Source organism: Chelativorans sp. AA-79 (assembly GCF_029457495.1).
Classification (GTDB): Bacteria; Pseudomonadota; Alphaproteobacteria; order Rhizobiales; family Rhizobiaceae; genus Chelativorans.
On sequence record NZ_CP120361.1, the window covers coordinates 3,359,089 to 3,374,737 of the forward strand.

A 15,649-nucleotide genomic window follows, 5' to 3' on the forward strand; every position below is an offset into this window, starting at 1 on the left:
GGGACAGCCAACCGAATCGCCGGCTATCCTCGTTCCAGCCAGGCGGCCTCACGCCGTCGTCTGGGGGACGGGCGAGGAGATATCGAGAAGCGTGCCGGCAGGGTCACGCAGGAGCAGCCGGCGCTGACCGTAAAAGAGGTCCGTCGGCGGTTCGAGGATCTCCGCACCCATGGCCCTGGCCTGCTCGAAGGCGACCAGAACCTCCTCCACCACGAAGGTAAGGTAGCCTCCGCCCGGCGGCCGCGCGGCCACGGCGGGGGCCACCTCGCTGCTGCGGGCGATGATGCCGAGCTCGAAACGCGGCCCCTCCCTCGGCACCAGAACCTTGTACCAGTCGCTGTCATAGATCACCTCCATGTCGAGGAGGTTCGCGTAGAAATCCCGCACCGCCGCGAGGTCGTCGGCGGCGATGTTGTACATCGTGCGGCGGATCCTGGAACGGGGCATGTCGTTCTCCCTCTCCCGGGCCGAGCGCCCGCGGCTGCCGGCCCTCAGGCCATGTCCTCCTCGCCGCCGGGGCCGAAACGGCGGGACAGGATGTCCACCAGCTCCGCCACCCTGCCGTTGGGCATCGGGCGGAAGTCATTCACCAGCGCCTCGTCGTTCATGACCCAGGCATGGGCTTCCGCAAGCTCCTGCTCGGAGCAGTCGACAGCAGCGATCTCCGCCAGAAGCGCGTTGTCCACCGGACCCAGAATGCGGTGCACGCCTTCCCTGGTCAACGTGGCCATGGCAGGACTCCTTTGCGTTGAAACATTCCATAGGCTCAATGACGTGTGCCGGCCTTCGGTTCCGATGGCAGGCCGACCGCCCATCCCACCTTTCCCGCGGCGAAACCGGCTTTCGTTGCGTGAATTAAACGAACGTTCTATTCTTTCCTTGCTGAAGGCTTGGGGAGACGGCATGGCGCGCACTGCGGGTTCGTTGGGAGAAAGGACCGAGGCGGCAATCCGCGAAGCGGCGGTGCTGCTCATCGCGCGACACGGCTTCGAGGCGATGTCCATGCGCCAGCTTGCCGGCGAGGTGGGCGTGCAGCCGGCCGCCCTCTACCGCTACTTCCCCACAAAGGAGGACCTGCTCTATGCGCTGATGCGCGAGCATATGGAGGGGCTCGCCGCCGCCTGGGAGGCCGCGCGGCCCCGCGCCGCGGATCCCGCCGCGCAGCTGGCCGCCTTTGTCGACAACCACATCCGTTTCCATGTGGCGCGCAGGCATTCCACGCAGATGAGCAATATGGAGCTGAGAAGCCTCTCGCCCGAGCGCCTCACCGCCATCCTGCGCCTGCGCGGCGCCTACGAGAAGGAACTCAGGCAGATCCTGCGCGCGGGGGCGGAGGATGGTTGCTTCCGCATCGACGACACCCCGCTCACCGCCATGGCCATCATCCAGATGATCACCGGCGTGATCGTCTGGTTCCGGCCGGGCGAGAGGCTTTCCGTCGAAGAGGTGGCGGATACCTATCACACCATGACGCTGCGCCTCGTCGGCGCCGAGGCTTGAGGGGAGGAACGAATGTACATGACGGCCATGAATTTCAGGCTGGGCGAGGAGATCGATGCGCTGCGCAACATGGTCCAGCGTTTCGCCCGGGAGCGGATCGCGCCCATCGCGGCGATGATCGACTACGACAACGATTTCCCCGCCCATCTCTGGAAGGAGATGGGCGACCTCGGCCTGCTCGGCATCACCGTCGAGCCCGATTTCGGCGGCTCCGGCATGGGATATCTCGCCCATGTGGTCGCCATGGAGGAGATCAGCCGGGCCTCGGCCTCGGTCGGCCTTTCCTACGGCGCGCATTCCAATCTCTGCGTCAATCAGATCCGCCGCTGGGGCACGCCGGAACAGAAGGAAAGGTACCTCCCTGCCCTCTGTTCGGGCGAAACCGTCGGTGCGCTCGCCATGTCCGAGACCGGGGCCGGCTCCGATGTCGTCTCCATGAAGCTCAGGGCCGTGAAGAAGAACGACCGCTTCGTGCTCAACGGCTCGAAGATGTGGATCACCAACGGGCCGGACGCCGGCACCCTCGTCGTCTACGCGAAGACCGAGCCCGAGGCCGGCTCGCGCGGCATCACCGCCTTCCTCGTCGAGCGCACCATGCCTGGCTTCTCGGTCGCCCAGAAGCTCGACAAGCTGGGCATGCGCGGCTCCAACACCGGCGAACTCGTCTTCGAGGATGTCGAGGTGTGCTTCGAGAACGTGCTCGGGCAGGAGGGCCGCGGCGTCGAGATCCTCATGTCCGGCCTCGACTATGAGCGCGTGGTGCTTTCCGGCGGCCCGCTCGGCATCATGGCCGCCAGCCTCGATGCCGCCGTGCCCTATGTGCGCGAGCGCAAGCAGTTCGGCCGGGCGGTGGGCGAATTCCAGCTCGTCCAGGGCAAGCTCGCAGACATGTACGTCACCGCCAACGCCGCCCGGGCCTATGTCTACGCGGTCGCCGCCGCCTGCGACTGCGGCGAGACCACGCGCAAGGATGCGGCCGGCTGCATCCTCTATGCCGCCGAGCAGGCCACCCGCATGGCCCTCGACGCCATCCAGCTTCTGGGCGGCAACGGCTATGTCAACGAGTTCCCCACCGGCCGCCTCCTGCGCGACGCCAAGCTCTACGAGATCGGCGCCGGAACGAGCGAGATCAGGCGCTGGCTGATTGGACGGGAGATGGTGGGGGAAACGCTCTGATATGGCAACGGTTCCATAAATGCCACATGCATACGTATTTGCCATCCGTGCGGAAAGATGGCATTCTGTTCTTCAATGACAGGAGGCGGACATGCCCAGGCCAAAAGGCTTCTCCGAGGAGCCGCAGAGCTTCGAAACGCCTACCGATCAATTGCGGTCGGTCGCCCATACGCGCCTTAAGATCGACAGTGCCGGCCGCATCGTTATCCCGGCGGAGATGCGCGCGGCCATGATGGTGGAGCCGGGCGACACCGTCACCGCGGAGGTCGTCGAGGGAGAATTTCGGATCGTATCTCCAGCGGTAGCGCTTAAGCGCGTCCAGGCTTTCGCCAAGGAGTTCAGGGCGAAGAATCCCGGCGTCAGCGTTGTTGATGAGCTGATCGCGGAGCGCCGGGAAGAAGCCCGGAGGGAGCTTCAAGAGGCAAATGAATGGCGCAAGGCGCATGGATTGCCGCCCCTCGAATGACACCACATGTTATCGATACGTCCGCCATACTGGCCATCATCTTTGGCGAGCCGGGCCTGGAAAAAGCCGCCCGATTGGCTCGCGGCGGAATCATCAGCAGCGTCACGCTCGCTGAAATCGTATCTAAATGCGCGGAGCGAAGCGTTCCGGTGCAGATCGCGCTCGATTATGTACGACACAGCAATGTCGAAGTAGCGGGTTTCAGCCAGGATCTCGCAATCCTGGCGGGGCAACTGTATGCAAAGGCTCCCAAAGGCCGGCTTTCGCTCGGGGACCGCGCCTGTATCGCCACCGCGGTCCGCCTGGGCGGGATCGCTGTCACCGCCGACCGCATCTGGGCCGATCTCGACATCGACTGCAAGATCGAGCTGATCCGTTGAGGAGCCTATGACGACCATCCAATCCCAGCTCTCCCCCTCCTCCGACACCTTCCGCGCCAACGAGGCGCGCATGAAGACGCTTGTCGCCGACATGGCCGAGAAGGCGGCAGCGATCGAGCGCGGCGGCTCGGACGAAGCCCGCGCCCGCCACACCGCCCGCGGCAAGCTGCTGCCGCGCGAGCGCCTGGCGCAACTCCTCGATGCCGGCGCGCCCTTCCTGGAGATCGGCCAGTTCGCCGCCTTCGGCATGTATGAGGGCGATATCGCGTCGGCCGGCCTCATCGCCGGCATAGGCCGCGTGGAGGGGCGCGAGGTCATGGTCGTCGTCAACGACGCCACCGTGAAGGGCGGCACCTACTATCCCCTTACGGTGAAGAAGCATCTGCGCGCGCAGGAGATCGCGCTCGAGAACAACCTGCCCTGCATCTATCTGGTCGATTCGGGCGGTGCGAACCTGCCCAACCAGGACGAGGTCTTCCCGGACCGCGACCATTTCGGCCGCATCTTCTACAACCAGGCCACCATGTCGGCGAAGGGCATCCCGCAGATCGCCTGCGTCATGGGCTCGTGCACGGCGGGCGGCGCCTATGTGCCGGCCATGTCCGACGAGACCGTGATGGTGAAGGGCAACGCCACCATCTTCCTCGGCGGCCCGCCGCTGGTGAAGGCCGCCACCGGCGAGGTGGTCACGGCCGAGGAGCTAGGCGGCGCCGAGGTCCACACGCGCCTTTCCGGCGTCGCCGACCACTATGCGGTGGACGATGGACACGCGCTCGCCATCGTCAGGCGCATCGTCAAAAATCTGAATCGAAAGAAGACGATCGGGCTCCATCTTCAGAAAATGATTCCGCCCCTTTACGACGCCAAAGAGATCTACGGCGTCATCCCGGCCGATGTCCGCCAGCCCTACGACGTGCGCGAGGTGATCGCCCGCATCGTCGACGGCTCGGAGCTCGACGAGTTCAAGCAGAATTACGGCACGACGCTCGTCACCGGCTTCGCCCACCTGCACGGCATGCCCGTCGGCATCCTCGCCAACAACGGCGTGCTCTTCTCCGAAAGCGCGCTCAAGGGCGCGCATTTCGTCGAGCTGTGCTGCCAGCGCAAGATCCCGCTGATCTTCCTGCAGAACATCACCGGCTTCATGGTGGGCCGCAAATACGAGGCCGGCGGCATCGCCAAGGACGGCGCCAAGCTCGTCACCGCCGTCGCCACCGCGAAGGTGCCGAAGGTCACAGCCATCATCGGCGGCTCCTTCGGCGCGGGCAATTACGGCATGTGCGGCCGCGCCTTCTCGCCGCGCTTCCTGTGGATGTGGCCGAACGCGCGCATCTCCGTCATGGGCGGCGAGCAGGCGGCCACGGTGCTTTCCATCGTCAAGCGCGAAGGCATCGAGCGCAAGGGCGGCTCCTGGTCAGCCGAGGAAGAGGCCGCGTTCCGGAAACCGATCCTGGAAAAATACGAGCGCGAGGGCCACCCGCTCTATTCCTCCGCCCGGCTCTGGGACGATGGCGTCGTCGACCCGGCAAAAACCCGCGAGGTCCTGGCGCTCAGCCTCTCGGCCGCCCTCAACGCGCCCGTCGAGGAAACGAAATTCGGTGTGTTCAGGATGTGAGGCGGCGGGCGCCGCCTCAGCTCTTCTTCGCCGGTTCCCTGGTTGCCGGGCTCGCCTGCGCGCCCTTGTCCCACGAGCTTCCGGCCGGTTTCGCCGCCGCCGGGCTGCCGCTCGTGCCGGTCGAGGCGCCGGACGAGGAAGCTGACGACCCCGTCTGCTTCTGCGTCTGCCTTTCGGCTTCCCGTTCGCCGGCGCGGAACGCCTCGTTGGCCACGTTCTTCGCGCTTTCGGTGCCGCGGCTCATGGCTTCCTTCGCGCTCTCCTGGGCCTTTTCGGCGTAGGGGCCGACATACTCTTCCTCTACCCTGGTGCGCGGCAGCATGGCGGCGATGGCAGCACCCACGGCCAGCCCGAGCGCGCCGACGATCAGCGGCTCCTGGTCGAGCGTGTCGGAGAACATGCGCTGCGCGCGGCTTCCCGCATGGCGCGCCTGCGAGGAGGCGCGGCGCGCTGCCTCGGCGGTTCTCTCGCCGGCATGGCTGGCGCTCTCGGCGGCCGAGCCGGCGGCGGAGGAGACCTTCCCGCTCGCCGATGCATAGGCCGAGCTTGCCTTGCCGGTAGCGGAGCGCATCGCCCCGCCGGCGCTTTCCTGCGAGCCCGTTTCCCCGGTTCCCGAAAGCCCCGCGCCCAGCGTGGGATCGCCGAGCCCCGGCGCGCCCTTCCAGACTTCGTCGGAGGCGAGATCGCCGTCTGCCTGCCCGTCGGGGCGGGTGTAGGCGCCGGCCGTGTCGGCGAGGTCCCGGCTTTTCGGCCCGCCGCCCATGAAGAGCCAGGCAAGCCCCGCGCCCATCAGGGCCAGCGGCAGCGGGTTGTCCCTCACCTGCGTCTTCAGGTTGTTGAACGCCGTCGCGCCGTCGGAGTTCTTGAAGTAGTCGTTGAGGTCATCCATCATCCGCCCCGGCGTCATCCTGCTCTGGATCGCCTCTGCGGTCTGGATGATGCCGGCGCGCGCCGCCTCGGCCTCGCGCTCCAGCTCGGCTGCTGATTTGCCTGTCATCGCATCTGATCCTTCACGGCCCGCGCATCGTCGCCAAGCTGGTGCTGCGTGCGCTCGGGCATAAGATTGGACTCGGACATGTTCGACGTGCCGATGCGCACGAGGATCACGCCCACGATGGCCACCACGACGCCGACGGCCAGCGAGGCCCACCTGGTGCCGAGGCCCATTTCGGCCAGCGCCACCACCAGCGCCTGAAGCAGAACGAGAAGGGCGGCCAGAAGGCAGATCGCGCCTGCGATCATCTCCACCAGGCCGTTCTTCACCTGCCCCACTTTCTCCGACATTTCGGTGCGCAGCAGCCGGAACTCCGCCTGCACGAGGCGCGTCGCGTTGTTCGCCAGGTCGGAGAAGAGCGTCGTGATGCCGCGCGGGTCTTCTCGGGTGCTCATCGTCCACCTCCCCTTCTGTTTCCGGCGTCACCGGACGAACCGTCGCCCATGCCGGTGCGCGCGAAACGGCCGAGCGCCATGCCCACCAGCACCGAGCCGGCGATGAAGGCGGTCGGATTGCGCCGGCCGAAGTCGCGGACATCGTTGACGATGTCCTCCAGCCGCCTCTGGCCGAGCGTGCCGGAAAGCTCTTCCAGCCCGCCGGCCGCCTCGCCGAGAAGCCGCGCGGCGGGGCCTTCGTCCTTCTTCCTCAATTCGTCGCTGGCCGAGCGGATCGCCTCGGCGAAGCTGTGCAGGCTTTCGGATGTCCGGTGCTGCACCTCTTCCGCCTTCGCGCCCGCCTCGTGCCTCGCCTCGGAGCCAAATTCGGAGGCTTTCGAGCGCAGCGTGTCGGCGGTTTGGGATGCCGCACGGCCGGTTTCCGTCTGTTTGTCGTTTCTCGGTGTCGTCGCCATCGCGCCCTCCTATGCCAAGCCGAGGAAGGAAAGGATCGCCAGGACGACGACAACGAGCCCGATCAGATAGATAATGGAATTCATTCGAGCTGCTCCCGGTGTTATGTATGCGTCTAACGACCGGGACCGGCCGCTGTTCCCATGCGGCGGGAGAGGGCGCAAAAATTTGCGCGCCCCGACCCCCTCCGCGCCATCGTGAGCGCAGGCGGGCGGGCGCCGGGACACCTTCCGCATCTGGCCGGAGCTGATGCTGAAACTCGCGCGAGAGCGGCGAGCGTGACCCGCCGGCGAAACACGGACACCCCGCGAAGGAGGACCGCCATGCCCGTCACCGGCCGCATGCTTGCTGTCACCGGCGACATCACGAAGATCGAAGCCGACGCCATCGTGAACGCCGCCAACCGCTCGCTGCTCGGCGGCGGCGTGGACGGCGCGATCCACCGCGCCGCCGGCCCCGAGCTATTGGAGGAATGCCGCAGGCTCGGGGGCTGCCAGACGGGCGACGCGAAGATCACCAAAGCCTACCGGCTGCCTGCCCGCCACGTCATCCACACGGTCGGCCCGGTCTGGCACGGCGGCGGAGAAGGCGTAGCGGAACTGCTCGCCTCCTGCTACCGTCGCTCGCTGGAGCTGGCGCGTGACCATGGCTGCAAGTCCGTCGCCTTCCCGGCCATCTCCACCGGCGTCTACGGGTACGCGAAGGACGAGGCGGCGCGGATTGCGGTGCAGACGGTGGCGGCGTTTCTGGAGGGGAATGAATTGCCGGAGAAGGTGATTCTCGTCGGGTTCGATGAGGAGACGACGCGGCGGTATGCGGGGGGTGTCTTCCTACAGGTACCCCATCTCACTCCCCATTCACCAACCTCAACACCAGCTGGTGCACATTCCCCCCGTCGCTCATCTCCACCTTGTCGAACTCCCGGCTTTTCCGCCGCTGCTCCTGGGACAATTCGCCGAGCTTCTGCGTCAGCGCCTCGCGGATCTTCTTGCAGTCGGGGTCGTCCGAGGTCGTGAGCCCGACGGACACGGCCTCGATCTTCCTCACCATGTCGAGGATGATCTCGCCATGCACCCGCTCGTGCTTCTCGACGCCTGCGATGAAGGCCTCCCACAGCCGGCCCGTTTCGGGCGGCAGTTTTCCGGAGACTTTGGGCAGTCGGTAGGTGATGGTGAGGAAGGGCTTTGCGGAGGCGAGCACGCAGCCGCCGTTGCGGGGCTGGTAGTCGCGCGACCATTTCAGGTCGAAATCCGTATAGGCGATCGCCCGGCCGACGCCCACCTTCGGCCCGTTTTCCCCGATCGAGCGGTAGAGCTCGATGCCGGTCTGGCCGGAGACGGGATAGGTCACGACCTTCTCGACCGGCTTCCAGTCGGCATGCGCCGCGCCCGCCAGGGCGGCAAGAAAAGCCGCGATCGTCAACACCCTCATCCCTGCACCTCGCCGTCACGCCATGGGAAAAGCGTTAGGAGAAACGCCGCTCGCTTGCAACGCGCCGCTGTCCGAAGGCCCCAAGGCGGGGATGGAATTTGCCCCTCAGAATCTTTTCTGCAGCACCATCCCTTTGTTCCTGCTCGCCATTCGCTGTTTCGCCATTCGCTCATTCCAATTTTTTTCTCCCCACCTCTCCGGCCTCCCTTATTCTTTCCCCATCGCTCTCGCGGGAACCGGATGCGCACCGGGTGTTCGGGAGAGCGGCGGAAACCTCCCTCCCCCGGGATCGGAACCTGAGGATCCGAGGGCCCGCGACAGGCCGGCGGTGCCGGGGCGGTGGGTGTGAGACGCCGTTTCCGGAAAAACGGATGCTGGGTGAGAGACGGCATCGCGGAAACCACGGAGAAGCCGCTAGGGTTCTCCTTCGGCCCGGCAGAGACCACCCCCTTCATTGGGTGCAGCCGGGAAGGAGAAGGGTCCGAGTGATCGGCCGAGGTCGGGACAGACTCCGGCGGGGCGCGTTGGAAGCGCCTTAAAAAATTAATTGAGTGGCGTGGACAACGCGCCCCGCTTCCCAGGTTCTTTGACAATGGCCAGACGCGAAAGCGGGCGTGGCGAGGATGAAGCGTGCCCGCCTGTTCCCAGCCCATGACGCCGCCCTCCCCGCGCGCTATAGATCGTGCAAATCACCGACCGTGCTCAGTGGACAGGAGGCCGGATGTTCAGAAAGATCCTGATCGCCAATCGCGGCGAGATCGCCGTCCGCGTGATGCGGACGGCAGGCCGCATGGGGATCTCCACCGTTGCCGTCTATTCCGATGCCGACGCGCGGGCCATGCACGCGGCCCTTGCCGACGAGGCCGTGCCTATCGGCGGGGCGGCCGCCGCCGACAGCTATCTGGACGGCGCGCGCATCATCGAGGCGGCGAAGACGGCCGGTGCCGAGGCGATCCATCCGGGCTACGGCTTCCTGTCCGAGAACCCGGATTTCGTGGAGGCGGTGGAGAAGGCCGGCCTCGTCTTCATCGGCCCCTCGGCGAAGGCCATCCGCGCCATGGGCCACAAGGACGCCGCCAAGCGACTGATGGAGAAGGCCGGCGTGCCCGTGGTGCCCGGCTATCACGGCGAGGCGCAGGAACTCGTGGTGCTCGCCACCAAGGCACGCGAGATCGGCTATCCCGTGCTGATCAAGGCGCGCGCGGGCGGCGGTGGCAAGGGCATGCGTCGCGTGGACGATCCCGACCAGTTCGCCGATGCGCTCGCCGCCGCCAGGCGCGAGGCCAAGGCCGCCTTCGGCGATTCCCACGTGCTGGTGGAAAAGCTCGTCGAGACGCCCCGCCATATCGAGGTGCAGGTCTTCGGCGACCGGCACGGCAATGTCGTCCACCTGTTCGAGCGCGACTGTTCCGCCCAACGCCGCCATCAGAAGGTGATCGAGGAGGCCCCCGCCCCCGGCATGACCGCCGCCATGCGCGCGGCCATGACCCAGGCCGCCGTGAAAGCCGCGCTGGCGATCGGCTATCGCGGTGCCGGCACCGTCGAGTTCATCGTCGATGCCTCGAAGGGCCTGAAGCCCGACCGGTTCTGGTTCATGGAGATGAACACCCGCCTGCAGGTGGAGCATCCCGTCACCGAGATGGTGACCGGCATCGACCTCGTGGAATGGCAGATCCGCGTCGCCGCCGGCGAGGCCCTGCCGCTCGCCCAGGAGGAGATCGGCCTTTCCGGCCACGCCTTCGAGGCGCGCATCTATGCCGAGGATCCCGCGCGCGACTTCCTGCCCGCCACCGGCACGCTGCACCACCTGCGCTTCCCGGAGGATGTACCGGACGCCGCGATCCGCGTGGAGACCGGCGTGCGCGAGGGCGACGCCGTCTCGCCCTATTACGATCCCATGATCGCCAAGCTCGTCGTCCACGCGGAAGACCGCGCGACGGCGCTCGCCGCCCTGGCAACGGCGCTGGATGAGACGGAGGTCGCAGGCGCAACCGTCAACACGCCCTTCCTGGCGCGGCTCGCGCGCGATCCGGATTTCGCCGCCGGCCGTCTCGATACCGGGCTCATCGCCCGGAGGCAGGCGACGCTCACCGCCCTGCCCGAGCCCGCGCCCCGCACGGCCGCCCTTGCCGCGCTCGCGGCCTCAGGCGCACGGTTCACGCCGGAGGCGCCCGATCCCTTCGACGCGATATCGGCCTACGGGCATTTCCACCCGCTCACCCACCGCCGCACGCTGCATCACGGCGAGCAGGCGCTGAGCTTCGCCATCACCGGCGACGGCCAGGGCCGCTTCGCCGTGCGGCGCGAGGGAGGGGACGCGGAGACTTTCCAGCTCTCCGCCGAGGCCACGCCGCGCATCGCCGCCTGGCCGGGTCACCTCACCGTCTTCGAGGGCGCGGCGAGCCACACGTTCCGCCTCGCCGACCCGCTCCTTCTCGCCGAGCACGATGCCGCCGGCGACAGCCTGCGCGCGCCGATGCCGGGGCTGGTCAAGCTCGTGCGGGCAGCCGCGGGCGAGGCCGTGAAGAAGGGCCAGCCTCTCCTCGTGCTGGAAGCCATGAAGATGGAGCACACCATCACCGCCCCCCATGACGGCGTGATCGCCGAGATCGCTTCCGAAGGCGCTCAGGTCAATGACGGGGCCGTACTGGTGCGGTTCGAGGCGTGAGCCGACGGGACGAAAAGCAAAACGCCGCGGCGGCCCGTCCTGCCGCCACGGCGTTCCTTCGGCGCCCCCACCGGTGCGCCGCGCCCCTCACTTCCCCAGGAATTCAGTGCATCGTCATCCATTCCCGCGCTTCGCGCAGCGCGCGGGCGATATCCGCCTTCGTCATGGTGGCCGCGAGCTCGGCGCGCATCCTGGCCGCGCTCGCCGATCCCTTGATGGCCGCGATGTTCAGCCATTTGTGCGCGGCGACCAGGTCCACGTCGCAGTCGCGGCCGGTCGCATACATGATGCCGAGCTGGAAAAGAATGTCGGCCTGGGCGCCCGCGCCGATGGCGCCCGATTCAGCCTCATGAATGTTGAAACGTGCCATAGTTCAAATGTCCCTGTTTCTCTTCCTGAGAGCAGCCCGCCATTTGTTCTTTTCGCGGTGCCTTCGATGGTTCGCAGAATGCCAGAGAGCCTTGAAACGGCCGTTAAGCGGCTTGATTAACGTGCGGAAAATAAAGCGAAAACAATCGGTAAACGGCCGGATTCCGTTAAGGATGGAATTGCCCGCAACGCTGCAGTTTCTTCTCCTTCGCGGAGCTAAAATGGTAAATTCCGAAGCAACCCTTTCCTAACCACGCCGGCAGCCGGCGATGAAGGACTGCCCCGCCCGCCCCGGTCTCCGGCGGCCTTCCCGCGGGGCAGGTCCCTGTCTTCCAAGCGGGCCAAAGTCGGTTTACTCTTACGTGCGCGTCATAGGCGGAGAACCGTCCGCCTGGCGGTCACAGGGAGGAGAACGATGCTGAAACCGATGCTTGCGGCGAGCCTTCTGCTCGCCGCCACCGGGGCGGCCTTTGCCGATCCGATCGAAGGGCAATGGAGAACCCGCTCCGGCAGCACGGCGGAGATCGCCGATTGCGGCGGCGCCTATTGCATCACCATGAAGACGGGGCCGCATGCGGGAAAAGAGATCGGCCGTTTCAGCGCCGCGGGCGGCGGGAGCTATACGGGTACGGTGACGGATCCCGCCAGCGACAAGACCTACAAGGGCAAAGGCAGCCTCGACGGCAATTCCTTCAGGATGGGCGGCTGCGTGCTCGGCGGCCTGATCTGCCGCAACGAGACCTGGACGCGCATGTAGCCGCAAGGGCGAAGGGCGGGCCCGCGCCCGCCCCTTCGTCGGATGCGCGTTCAGCGCGCTCTCTGGCCGAAGAGCACCTTCTTGGCTTCCTCGTCATTGGCGATGTTGCGGCGGTGCTCCTGGCCGACCTCGATCCCGCGCTGCACGGCAGGCCGCGCCATCATGGTCTCGAACCAGCGCTTCAGGTTGGGGAACTCGTTCAGGTCCTGCCCTTGGTTCTCGTAGGATCGCGTCCAGCCGATGGAGGCCATGTCGGCGATGGAATAGTCGCCGGCCAGGAACTCGCGAACGGCAAGCCGCTTGTTCATCACGCCATAGAGGCGATTGCATTCGTTGGTGTAGCGCTCGATCGCATATTGGAGCTTCTCGGGCGCGTAGTTGCGGAAATGGTGCGCCTGCCCGGCCATCGGGCCGAGCCCTCCCATCTGCCAGAACAGCCACTGCTCGACTTCGACCCGCTGCCGCTCGTCGGCCGGATAGAAGCGGCCGAATTTCCGCCCGAGATATTGCAGGATCGCACCGGACTCGAAAATTGAGATCGGCTCGCCGCCGGGCCCTTCCGGGTCGACGATGGCCGGCATTCGGTTGTTCGGCGAGATCTTCAGGAACTCTGGCTTGAACTGGTCGCCCTTGCCGATATTCACGTAGCGGACCTCGTAGGGAACCCCGAGCTCCTCCAGCATGATGGTGATCTTGTATCCGTTGGGCGTGGGCCAATAGTGCAGCTCGATGGGTTTGGTCTGTGTCGTCATGAGCCTTTTCTCCTGGATTGGACACGAAAGAACTACGGACAACGGACGGTTTCGTTCAATACTCATCGAACTAAAAACCGATCAATAATCTTGAACCGCGGATGAATGGTGATCTCAGCACCGGTTCAGCGCCGCCGCGGCAGTATGCCCTCACGGTCCCAGGCGGACGGCACTCCCATCAATGGACGGCGACATCGGCAACGGAATACGGGCGGCAGGGCAGAACCATGACAAATAACCTCAATCTCGCGGAACTGTTTCATCTGATGGCGAGAGCGGCCATGGTTCTTTCCGTACTCGCGCTTCCCTTGATGTTGATGGGCGGGGCAGATGGAGCCGGCGGCGGGCTCTACGAAAAGAAGACGGCCGGCGCCGGATTCGTTCTGCTGGTCAGCCTGCAGCGGTCGCGGTGATTCCCGACCTCGAAAACGCCCTCCAGAATCCCTATAATGGGACATGGAAAAGCGAATCTACCCTCAACCCATCGAAACCATCTCCAGCCCCGAACCGGTGGCGCGCCGGTCCTTCAGCGACGCGCGCGAGGCCGTCGAGGCCCTGAAGGAGATCTATGAACGCAACACCGCCTTCCTGCGCGAGGCGTTCATCCGCATCGGCCAAAGCGGCGAAAGCGACCGCCGCTACCGCGCCTTCTATCCCGAGGTGAGTCTCTCGACCGCGTCCTTCGCCCAGATCGACACGCGGCTGGCCTATGGGCACGTACCGGCACCCGGCACCTATGCGACCACGGTCACCCGGCCCGACCTGTTCGAGAGCTACTTCGTCGATCAGCTCGGGCTCCTCATGCGCAATCACGGCGTGGAGGTGACGGTCTCCGAATCGGAGACGCCCATCCCGCTGCATTTCGCCTTCCTGAAGGACACCTATGTGGAAGGCGCCGTCGCGAACCATCTCAAGCGCCCCCTGCGCGACCTCTTCGACGTGCCGGACCTGAACTCCATGGACGACGACATCGTCAACGGCACCTTCGAGCCGGGGCCGGGCGACCCGATGCCGCTTGCCCCCTTCACCGCGCAGCGCATCGACTATTCGCTCCACCGCCTCTCGCACTACACCGCGACCTTGCCGGAGCATTTCCAGAACTTCGTCCTCTTCACGAACTACCAGTTTTATATCGACGAGTTCTGCGCCCTCGCACGCGAGCTGATGGCGCAGGGCGGCGGAGGCTACGAGTGCTTCGTGGAGCCCGGCAACATCGTGACCATGGCCGGCGAGAGCTCGCCGCCGGACGTGATGTTGTCGCGCCTGCCGCAGATGCCCGCCTATCACCTCAGAAAGGCCGATCACGGCGGCATCACAATGGTCAATATCGGCGTCGGCCCCTCCAACGCGAAGACGATCACCGATCACATCGCCGTCCTGCGTCCCCATGCATGGCTGATGCTCGGCCACTGCGCCGGGCTGCGCCACACCCAGGCGCTGGGCGACTATGTGCTCGCGCACGCCTATGTGCGCGAGGACCACGTGCTCGACGACGACCTGCCGGTGTGGGTGCCGCTGCCGGCGCTGGCCGAGGTGCAGGTGGCGCTGCAGGAGGCGGTGGCAGAGGTCACGGGGCTTTCCGGATACGAGCTGAAGCGCATCATGCGCACCGGCACCGTCGCGACCATCGACAACCGCAACTGGGAGCTGCGCGAGCAGCGCGGCCCGGTGCAGCGGCTGTCCCAATCGCGCGCCATCGCGCTCGACATGGAATCGGCCACGATCGCGGCCAACGGGTTCCGCTTCCGCGTGCCCTACGGAACGCTGCTCTGCGTCTCCGACAAGCCGCTGCACGGCGAATTGAAGCTGCCCGGCATGGCCACGGATTTCTACAAGCGGCAGGTGGCGCAGCATCTGAAGATCGGCATGCGCGCGGTGGAGAAGCTGGCGGAGATGCCGCCGGAGCGCCTCCATTCGCGCAAGCTGCGCAGCTTCTCCGAGACGGCGTTCCAGTAGGCCGTCAAGCCGCGCCTGGGCCGTGCAGCGGACTGCGGCGCGTGATGCGGTAGACGGAAGCGGGCGGCACGTTCAGCATCGTCCGGCCGATGCGTACCGCCTTCAGGCCCAGCCGGTCCAGAATGGGACGCGGAACCGGGCAGCGCGGACCATAGGTGAACTGGTAGAGGGAGCCGCCGGGACGCATGTAGAAGAATGCGCCGGCGACGATCGCCATGATCTTGCGCGGGCTCATGGAAAGAAGCGGGAGTCCGCTTACGACCGCACCGACCGGAGCCCCCTCGTAGAGGCCGGCCTGGGCAAGGCGCGCGGCATCCACCGGCAGGATGCGGGCATTGGGGAAGCGCTGGCGCAGCAAGGTCACGAAATCCGGGCCGAGTTCGATGATCGTGAGGTCCTCCTGCGCCAGCCCGCGCTTGAGAAGCGCGCGCGTGAAAACACCGGTTCCGGCGCCGAGCTCCAGGACAGGCGCCGATTTGGGGCCGATCTCGCTGGTGATGAGGTCCGCGAGCGCGGAGCTCGAAGGCGCTATGGCCGAGACGCGCCACGGATTCGAGAGCCATGCCCGCAGGAAGGGCAGCACGTCGGACGGCGTAGCGGATCTTTCGGGGTTGCAGCGTGCCATTGAAGAGCCTCTCGGGAAGCTGGGGGACGCTACAGCCATTCTTCTTCTCCGGCAACTCGCCTTCGCGTGTGAATCACGAAGCGGAGCTCGCAAACGGCAACCGATACCTGCG

18 protein-coding genes and 1 pseudogene are annotated in these 15,649 nt (G+C 66.2%); 10 read left to right on the top strand and 9 right to left on the bottom strand.

The window, feature by feature from the left end:
- Nucleotides 1–48: 48 nt before the first annotated feature.
- Nucleotides 49–447: a VOC family protein gene (locus PVE73_RS16440; protein WP_277363276.1), complete on the bottom strand. Its 399-nt coding sequence runs from the start codon at nucleotides 445–447 to the stop codon at nucleotides 49–51.
- Between the two features lie 44 nt (nucleotides 448–491).
- Complete coding sequence (locus tag PVE73_RS16445) at nucleotides 492–731, bottom strand: hypothetical protein (RefSeq protein WP_277363277.1); 240 nt, start codon at nucleotides 729–731, stop codon at nucleotides 492–494.
- A gap of 172 nt (nucleotides 732–903) precedes the next feature.
- On the opposite strand from PVE73_RS16445, the gene PVE73_RS16450 reads away from it, so the two are divergent.
- The 5 genes from PVE73_RS16450 to PVE73_RS16470 all read left to right on the top strand — a co-directional run bounded on the left by PVE73_RS16450 (nucleotide 904) and on the right by PVE73_RS16470 (nucleotide 5,137).
- A complete protein-coding gene (locus PVE73_RS16450) occupies nucleotides 904–1,500 on the top strand; it encodes a TetR/AcrR family transcriptional regulator (protein WP_277363278.1) in 597 nt (198 codons plus the stop codon).
- A gap of 12 nt (nucleotides 1,501–1,512) precedes the next feature.
- Complete coding sequence (locus tag PVE73_RS16455) at nucleotides 1,513–2,676, top strand: isovaleryl-CoA dehydrogenase (RefSeq protein ID WP_277363279.1); 1,164 nt, start codon at nucleotides 1,513–1,515, stop codon at nucleotides 2,674–2,676.
- 91 nt (nucleotides 2,677–2,767) lie between these two features.
- A complete protein-coding gene (locus PVE73_RS16460) occupies nucleotides 2,768–3,142 on the top strand; it encodes an AbrB/MazE/SpoVT family DNA-binding domain-containing protein (protein ID WP_277363280.1) in 375 nt (124 codons plus the stop codon).
- Nucleotides 3,106–3,522 (top strand): type II toxin-antitoxin system VapC family toxin, encoded by a 417-nt coding sequence (locus PVE73_RS16465; protein ID WP_277363281.1) that lies wholly within the window; start codon nucleotides 3,106–3,108, stop codon nucleotides 3,520–3,522. The genes PVE73_RS16460 and PVE73_RS16465 overlap by 37 nt, the downstream gene beginning before the upstream one ends.
- A gap of 7 nt (nucleotides 3,523–3,529) precedes the next feature.
- Entirely contained in the window at nucleotides 3,530–5,137 is a 1,608-nt protein-coding gene (locus tag PVE73_RS16470) for a carboxyl transferase domain-containing protein (RefSeq protein WP_277363282.1), read from the top strand.
- Between the two features lie 16 nt (nucleotides 5,138–5,153).
- Here the strand turns inward: PVE73_RS16470 and PVE73_RS16475 are convergent, their stop codons facing one another.
- The 3 genes from PVE73_RS16475 to PVE73_RS16485 are packed head-to-tail and all read right to left on the bottom strand — an operon-like array spanning nucleotide 5,154 to nucleotide 6,981.
- Nucleotides 5,154–6,134 carry a DUF3618 domain-containing protein gene (locus tag PVE73_RS16475; RefSeq protein WP_277363283.1) on the bottom strand — a complete coding sequence of 327 codons (981 nt, stop codon included), beginning with the start codon at nucleotides 6,132–6,134 and terminating at the stop codon, nucleotides 5,154–5,156.
- Complete coding sequence (locus tag PVE73_RS16480; protein WP_277363284.1) at nucleotides 6,131–6,526, bottom strand: phage holin family protein; 396 nt, start codon at nucleotides 6,524–6,526, stop codon at nucleotides 6,131–6,133. Before PVE73_RS16480 ends, PVE73_RS16475 begins: the two co-directional genes overlap by 4 nt.
- Nucleotides 6,523–6,981, bottom strand: coding sequence for a hypothetical protein (locus PVE73_RS16485; protein ID WP_277363285.1), 459 nt, complete (start codon nucleotides 6,979–6,981; stop codon nucleotides 6,523–6,525). The genes PVE73_RS16480 and PVE73_RS16485 overlap by 4 nt, the downstream gene beginning before the upstream one ends.
- Nucleotides 6,982–7,302: 321 nt before the next feature.
- Here PVE73_RS16485 and PVE73_RS16490 point away from each other — a divergent pair.
- Nucleotides 7,303–7,776, top strand: a pseudogene (locus tag PVE73_RS16490) (O-acetyl-ADP-ribose deacetylase); the annotation flags it as partial.
- A gap of 49 nt (nucleotides 7,777–7,825) precedes the next feature.
- Here PVE73_RS16490 and PVE73_RS16495 read toward each other — a convergent pair.
- Nucleotides 7,826–8,410, bottom strand: coding sequence for a DUF922 domain-containing protein (locus PVE73_RS16495; protein WP_277363286.1), 585 nt, complete (start codon nucleotides 8,408–8,410; stop codon nucleotides 7,826–7,828).
- Nucleotides 8,411–9,131: 721 nt separating this feature from the next.
- Here PVE73_RS16495 and PVE73_RS16500 point away from each other — a divergent pair.
- Nucleotides 9,132–11,078 (top strand): acetyl/propionyl/methylcrotonyl-CoA carboxylase subunit alpha, encoded by a 1,947-nt coding sequence (locus PVE73_RS16500; protein WP_277363287.1) that lies wholly within the window; start codon nucleotides 9,132–9,134, stop codon nucleotides 11,076–11,078.
- 103 nt (nucleotides 11,079–11,181) lie between these two features.
- Here PVE73_RS16500 and PVE73_RS16505 read toward each other — a convergent pair whose 3' ends face one another.
- Nucleotides 11,182–11,448, bottom strand: coding sequence for a sel1 repeat family protein (locus PVE73_RS16505; RefSeq protein ID WP_277363288.1), 267 nt, complete (start codon nucleotides 11,446–11,448; stop codon nucleotides 11,182–11,184).
- 414 nt (nucleotides 11,449–11,862) lie between these two features.
- On the opposite strand from PVE73_RS16505, the gene PVE73_RS16510 reads away from it, so the two are divergent.
- Nucleotides 11,863–12,204, top strand: a complete 342-nt coding sequence (locus PVE73_RS16510; protein ID WP_277363289.1) for a DUF2147 domain-containing protein — start codon at nucleotides 11,863–11,865, stop codon at nucleotides 12,202–12,204.
- Nucleotides 12,205–12,254: 50 nt separating this feature from the next.
- Here the strand turns inward: PVE73_RS16510 and PVE73_RS16515 are convergent, their stop codons facing one another.
- Nucleotides 12,255–12,956, bottom strand: coding sequence for a glutathione S-transferase N-terminal domain-containing protein (locus PVE73_RS16515; protein ID WP_277363290.1), 702 nt, complete (start codon nucleotides 12,954–12,956; stop codon nucleotides 12,255–12,257).
- A 227-nt stretch (nucleotides 12,957–13,183) separates the two neighbouring features.
- On the opposite strand from PVE73_RS16515, the gene PVE73_RS16520 reads away from it, so the two are divergent.
- Both PVE73_RS16520 and PVE73_RS16525 read left to right on the top strand, forming a co-directional pair.
- Nucleotides 13,184–13,369 (top strand): hypothetical protein, encoded by a 186-nt coding sequence (locus PVE73_RS16520; RefSeq protein ID WP_277363291.1) that lies wholly within the window; start codon nucleotides 13,184–13,186, stop codon nucleotides 13,367–13,369.
- A gap of 43 nt (nucleotides 13,370–13,412) precedes the next feature.
- On the top strand, nucleotides 13,413–14,912 hold the full coding sequence (locus PVE73_RS16525) for an AMP nucleosidase (protein WP_277363292.1): 1,500 nt from the start codon (nucleotides 13,413–13,415) through the stop codon (nucleotides 14,910–14,912).
- Between the two features lie 4 nt (nucleotides 14,913–14,916).
- On the opposite strand, the gene PVE73_RS16530 is transcribed toward PVE73_RS16525, so the two are convergent.
- Nucleotides 14,917–15,537: a methyltransferase domain-containing protein gene (locus tag PVE73_RS16530; protein ID WP_277363293.1), complete on the bottom strand. Its 621-nt coding sequence runs from the start codon at nucleotides 15,535–15,537 to the stop codon at nucleotides 14,917–14,919.
- Nucleotides 15,538–15,649 lie beyond the last annotated feature (112 nt).

What these genes read in the sequence shown, in the direction of transcription:
- PVE73_RS16500 (WP_277363287.1), top strand. Translation starts at nt 9,132, where the DNA reads ATGTTCAGAAAGATCCTGATCGCCAATCGCGGCGAGATCGCCGTCCGC.
- PVE73_RS16460 (WP_277363280.1), top strand. Translation starts at nt 2,768, where the DNA reads ATGCCCAGGCCAAAAGGCTTCTCCGAGGAGCCGCAGAGCTTCGAAACG.
- PVE73_RS16480 (WP_277363284.1), bottom strand. Translation starts at nt 6,526, where the DNA reads ATGAGCACCCGAGAAGACCCGCGCGGCATCACGACGCTCTTCTCCGAC.
- PVE73_RS16495 (WP_277363286.1), bottom strand. Translation starts at nt 8,410, where the DNA reads ATGAGGGTGTTGACGATCGCGGCTTTTCTTGCCGCCCTGGCGGGCGCG.
- PVE73_RS16465 (WP_277363281.1), top strand. Translation starts at nt 3,106, where the DNA reads ATGGCGCAAGGCGCATGGATTGCCGCCCCTCGAATGACACCACATGTT.
- PVE73_RS16520 (WP_277363291.1), top strand. Translation starts at nt 13,184, where the DNA reads ATGACAAATAACCTCAATCTCGCGGAACTGTTTCATCTGATGGCGAGA.
- PVE73_RS16445 (WP_277363277.1), bottom strand. Translation starts at nt 731, where the DNA reads ATGGCCACGTTGACCAGGGAAGGCGTGCACCGCATTCTGGGTCCGGTG.
- PVE73_RS16475 (WP_277363283.1), bottom strand. Translation starts at nt 6,134, where the DNA reads ATGACAGGCAAATCAGCAGCCGAGCTGGAGCGCGAGGCCGAGGCGGCG.
- PVE73_RS16505 (WP_277363288.1), bottom strand. Translation starts at nt 11,448, where the DNA reads ATGGCACGTTTCAACATTCATGAGGCTGAATCGGGCGCCATCGGCGCG.
- PVE73_RS16485 (WP_277363285.1), bottom strand. Translation starts at nt 6,981, where the DNA reads ATGGCGACGACACCGAGAAACGACAAACAGACGGAAACCGGCCGTGCG.
- PVE73_RS16450 (WP_277363278.1), top strand. Translation starts at nt 904, where the DNA reads ATGGCGCGCACTGCGGGTTCGTTGGGAGAAAGGACCGAGGCGGCAATC.
- PVE73_RS16530 (WP_277363293.1), bottom strand. Translation starts at nt 15,537, where the DNA reads ATGGCACGCTGCAACCCCGAAAGATCCGCTACGCCGTCCGACGTGCTG.
- PVE73_RS16455 (WP_277363279.1), top strand. Translation starts at nt 1,513, where the DNA reads ATGTACATGACGGCCATGAATTTCAGGCTGGGCGAGGAGATCGATGCG.
- PVE73_RS16515 (WP_277363290.1), bottom strand. Translation starts at nt 12,956, where the DNA reads ATGACGACACAGACCAAACCCATCGAGCTGCACTATTGGCCCACGCCC.
- PVE73_RS16470 (WP_277363282.1), top strand. Translation starts at nt 3,530, where the DNA reads ATGACGACCATCCAATCCCAGCTCTCCCCCTCCTCCGACACCTTCCGC.
- PVE73_RS16440 (WP_277363276.1), bottom strand. Translation starts at nt 447, where the DNA reads ATGCCCCGTTCCAGGATCCGCCGCACGATGTACAACATCGCCGCCGAC.
- PVE73_RS16510 (WP_277363289.1), top strand. Translation starts at nt 11,863, where the DNA reads ATGCTGAAACCGATGCTTGCGGCGAGCCTTCTGCTCGCCGCCACCGGG.
- PVE73_RS16525 (WP_277363292.1), top strand. Translation starts at nt 13,413, where the DNA reads ATGGAAAAGCGAATCTACCCTCAACCCATCGAAACCATCTCCAGCCCC.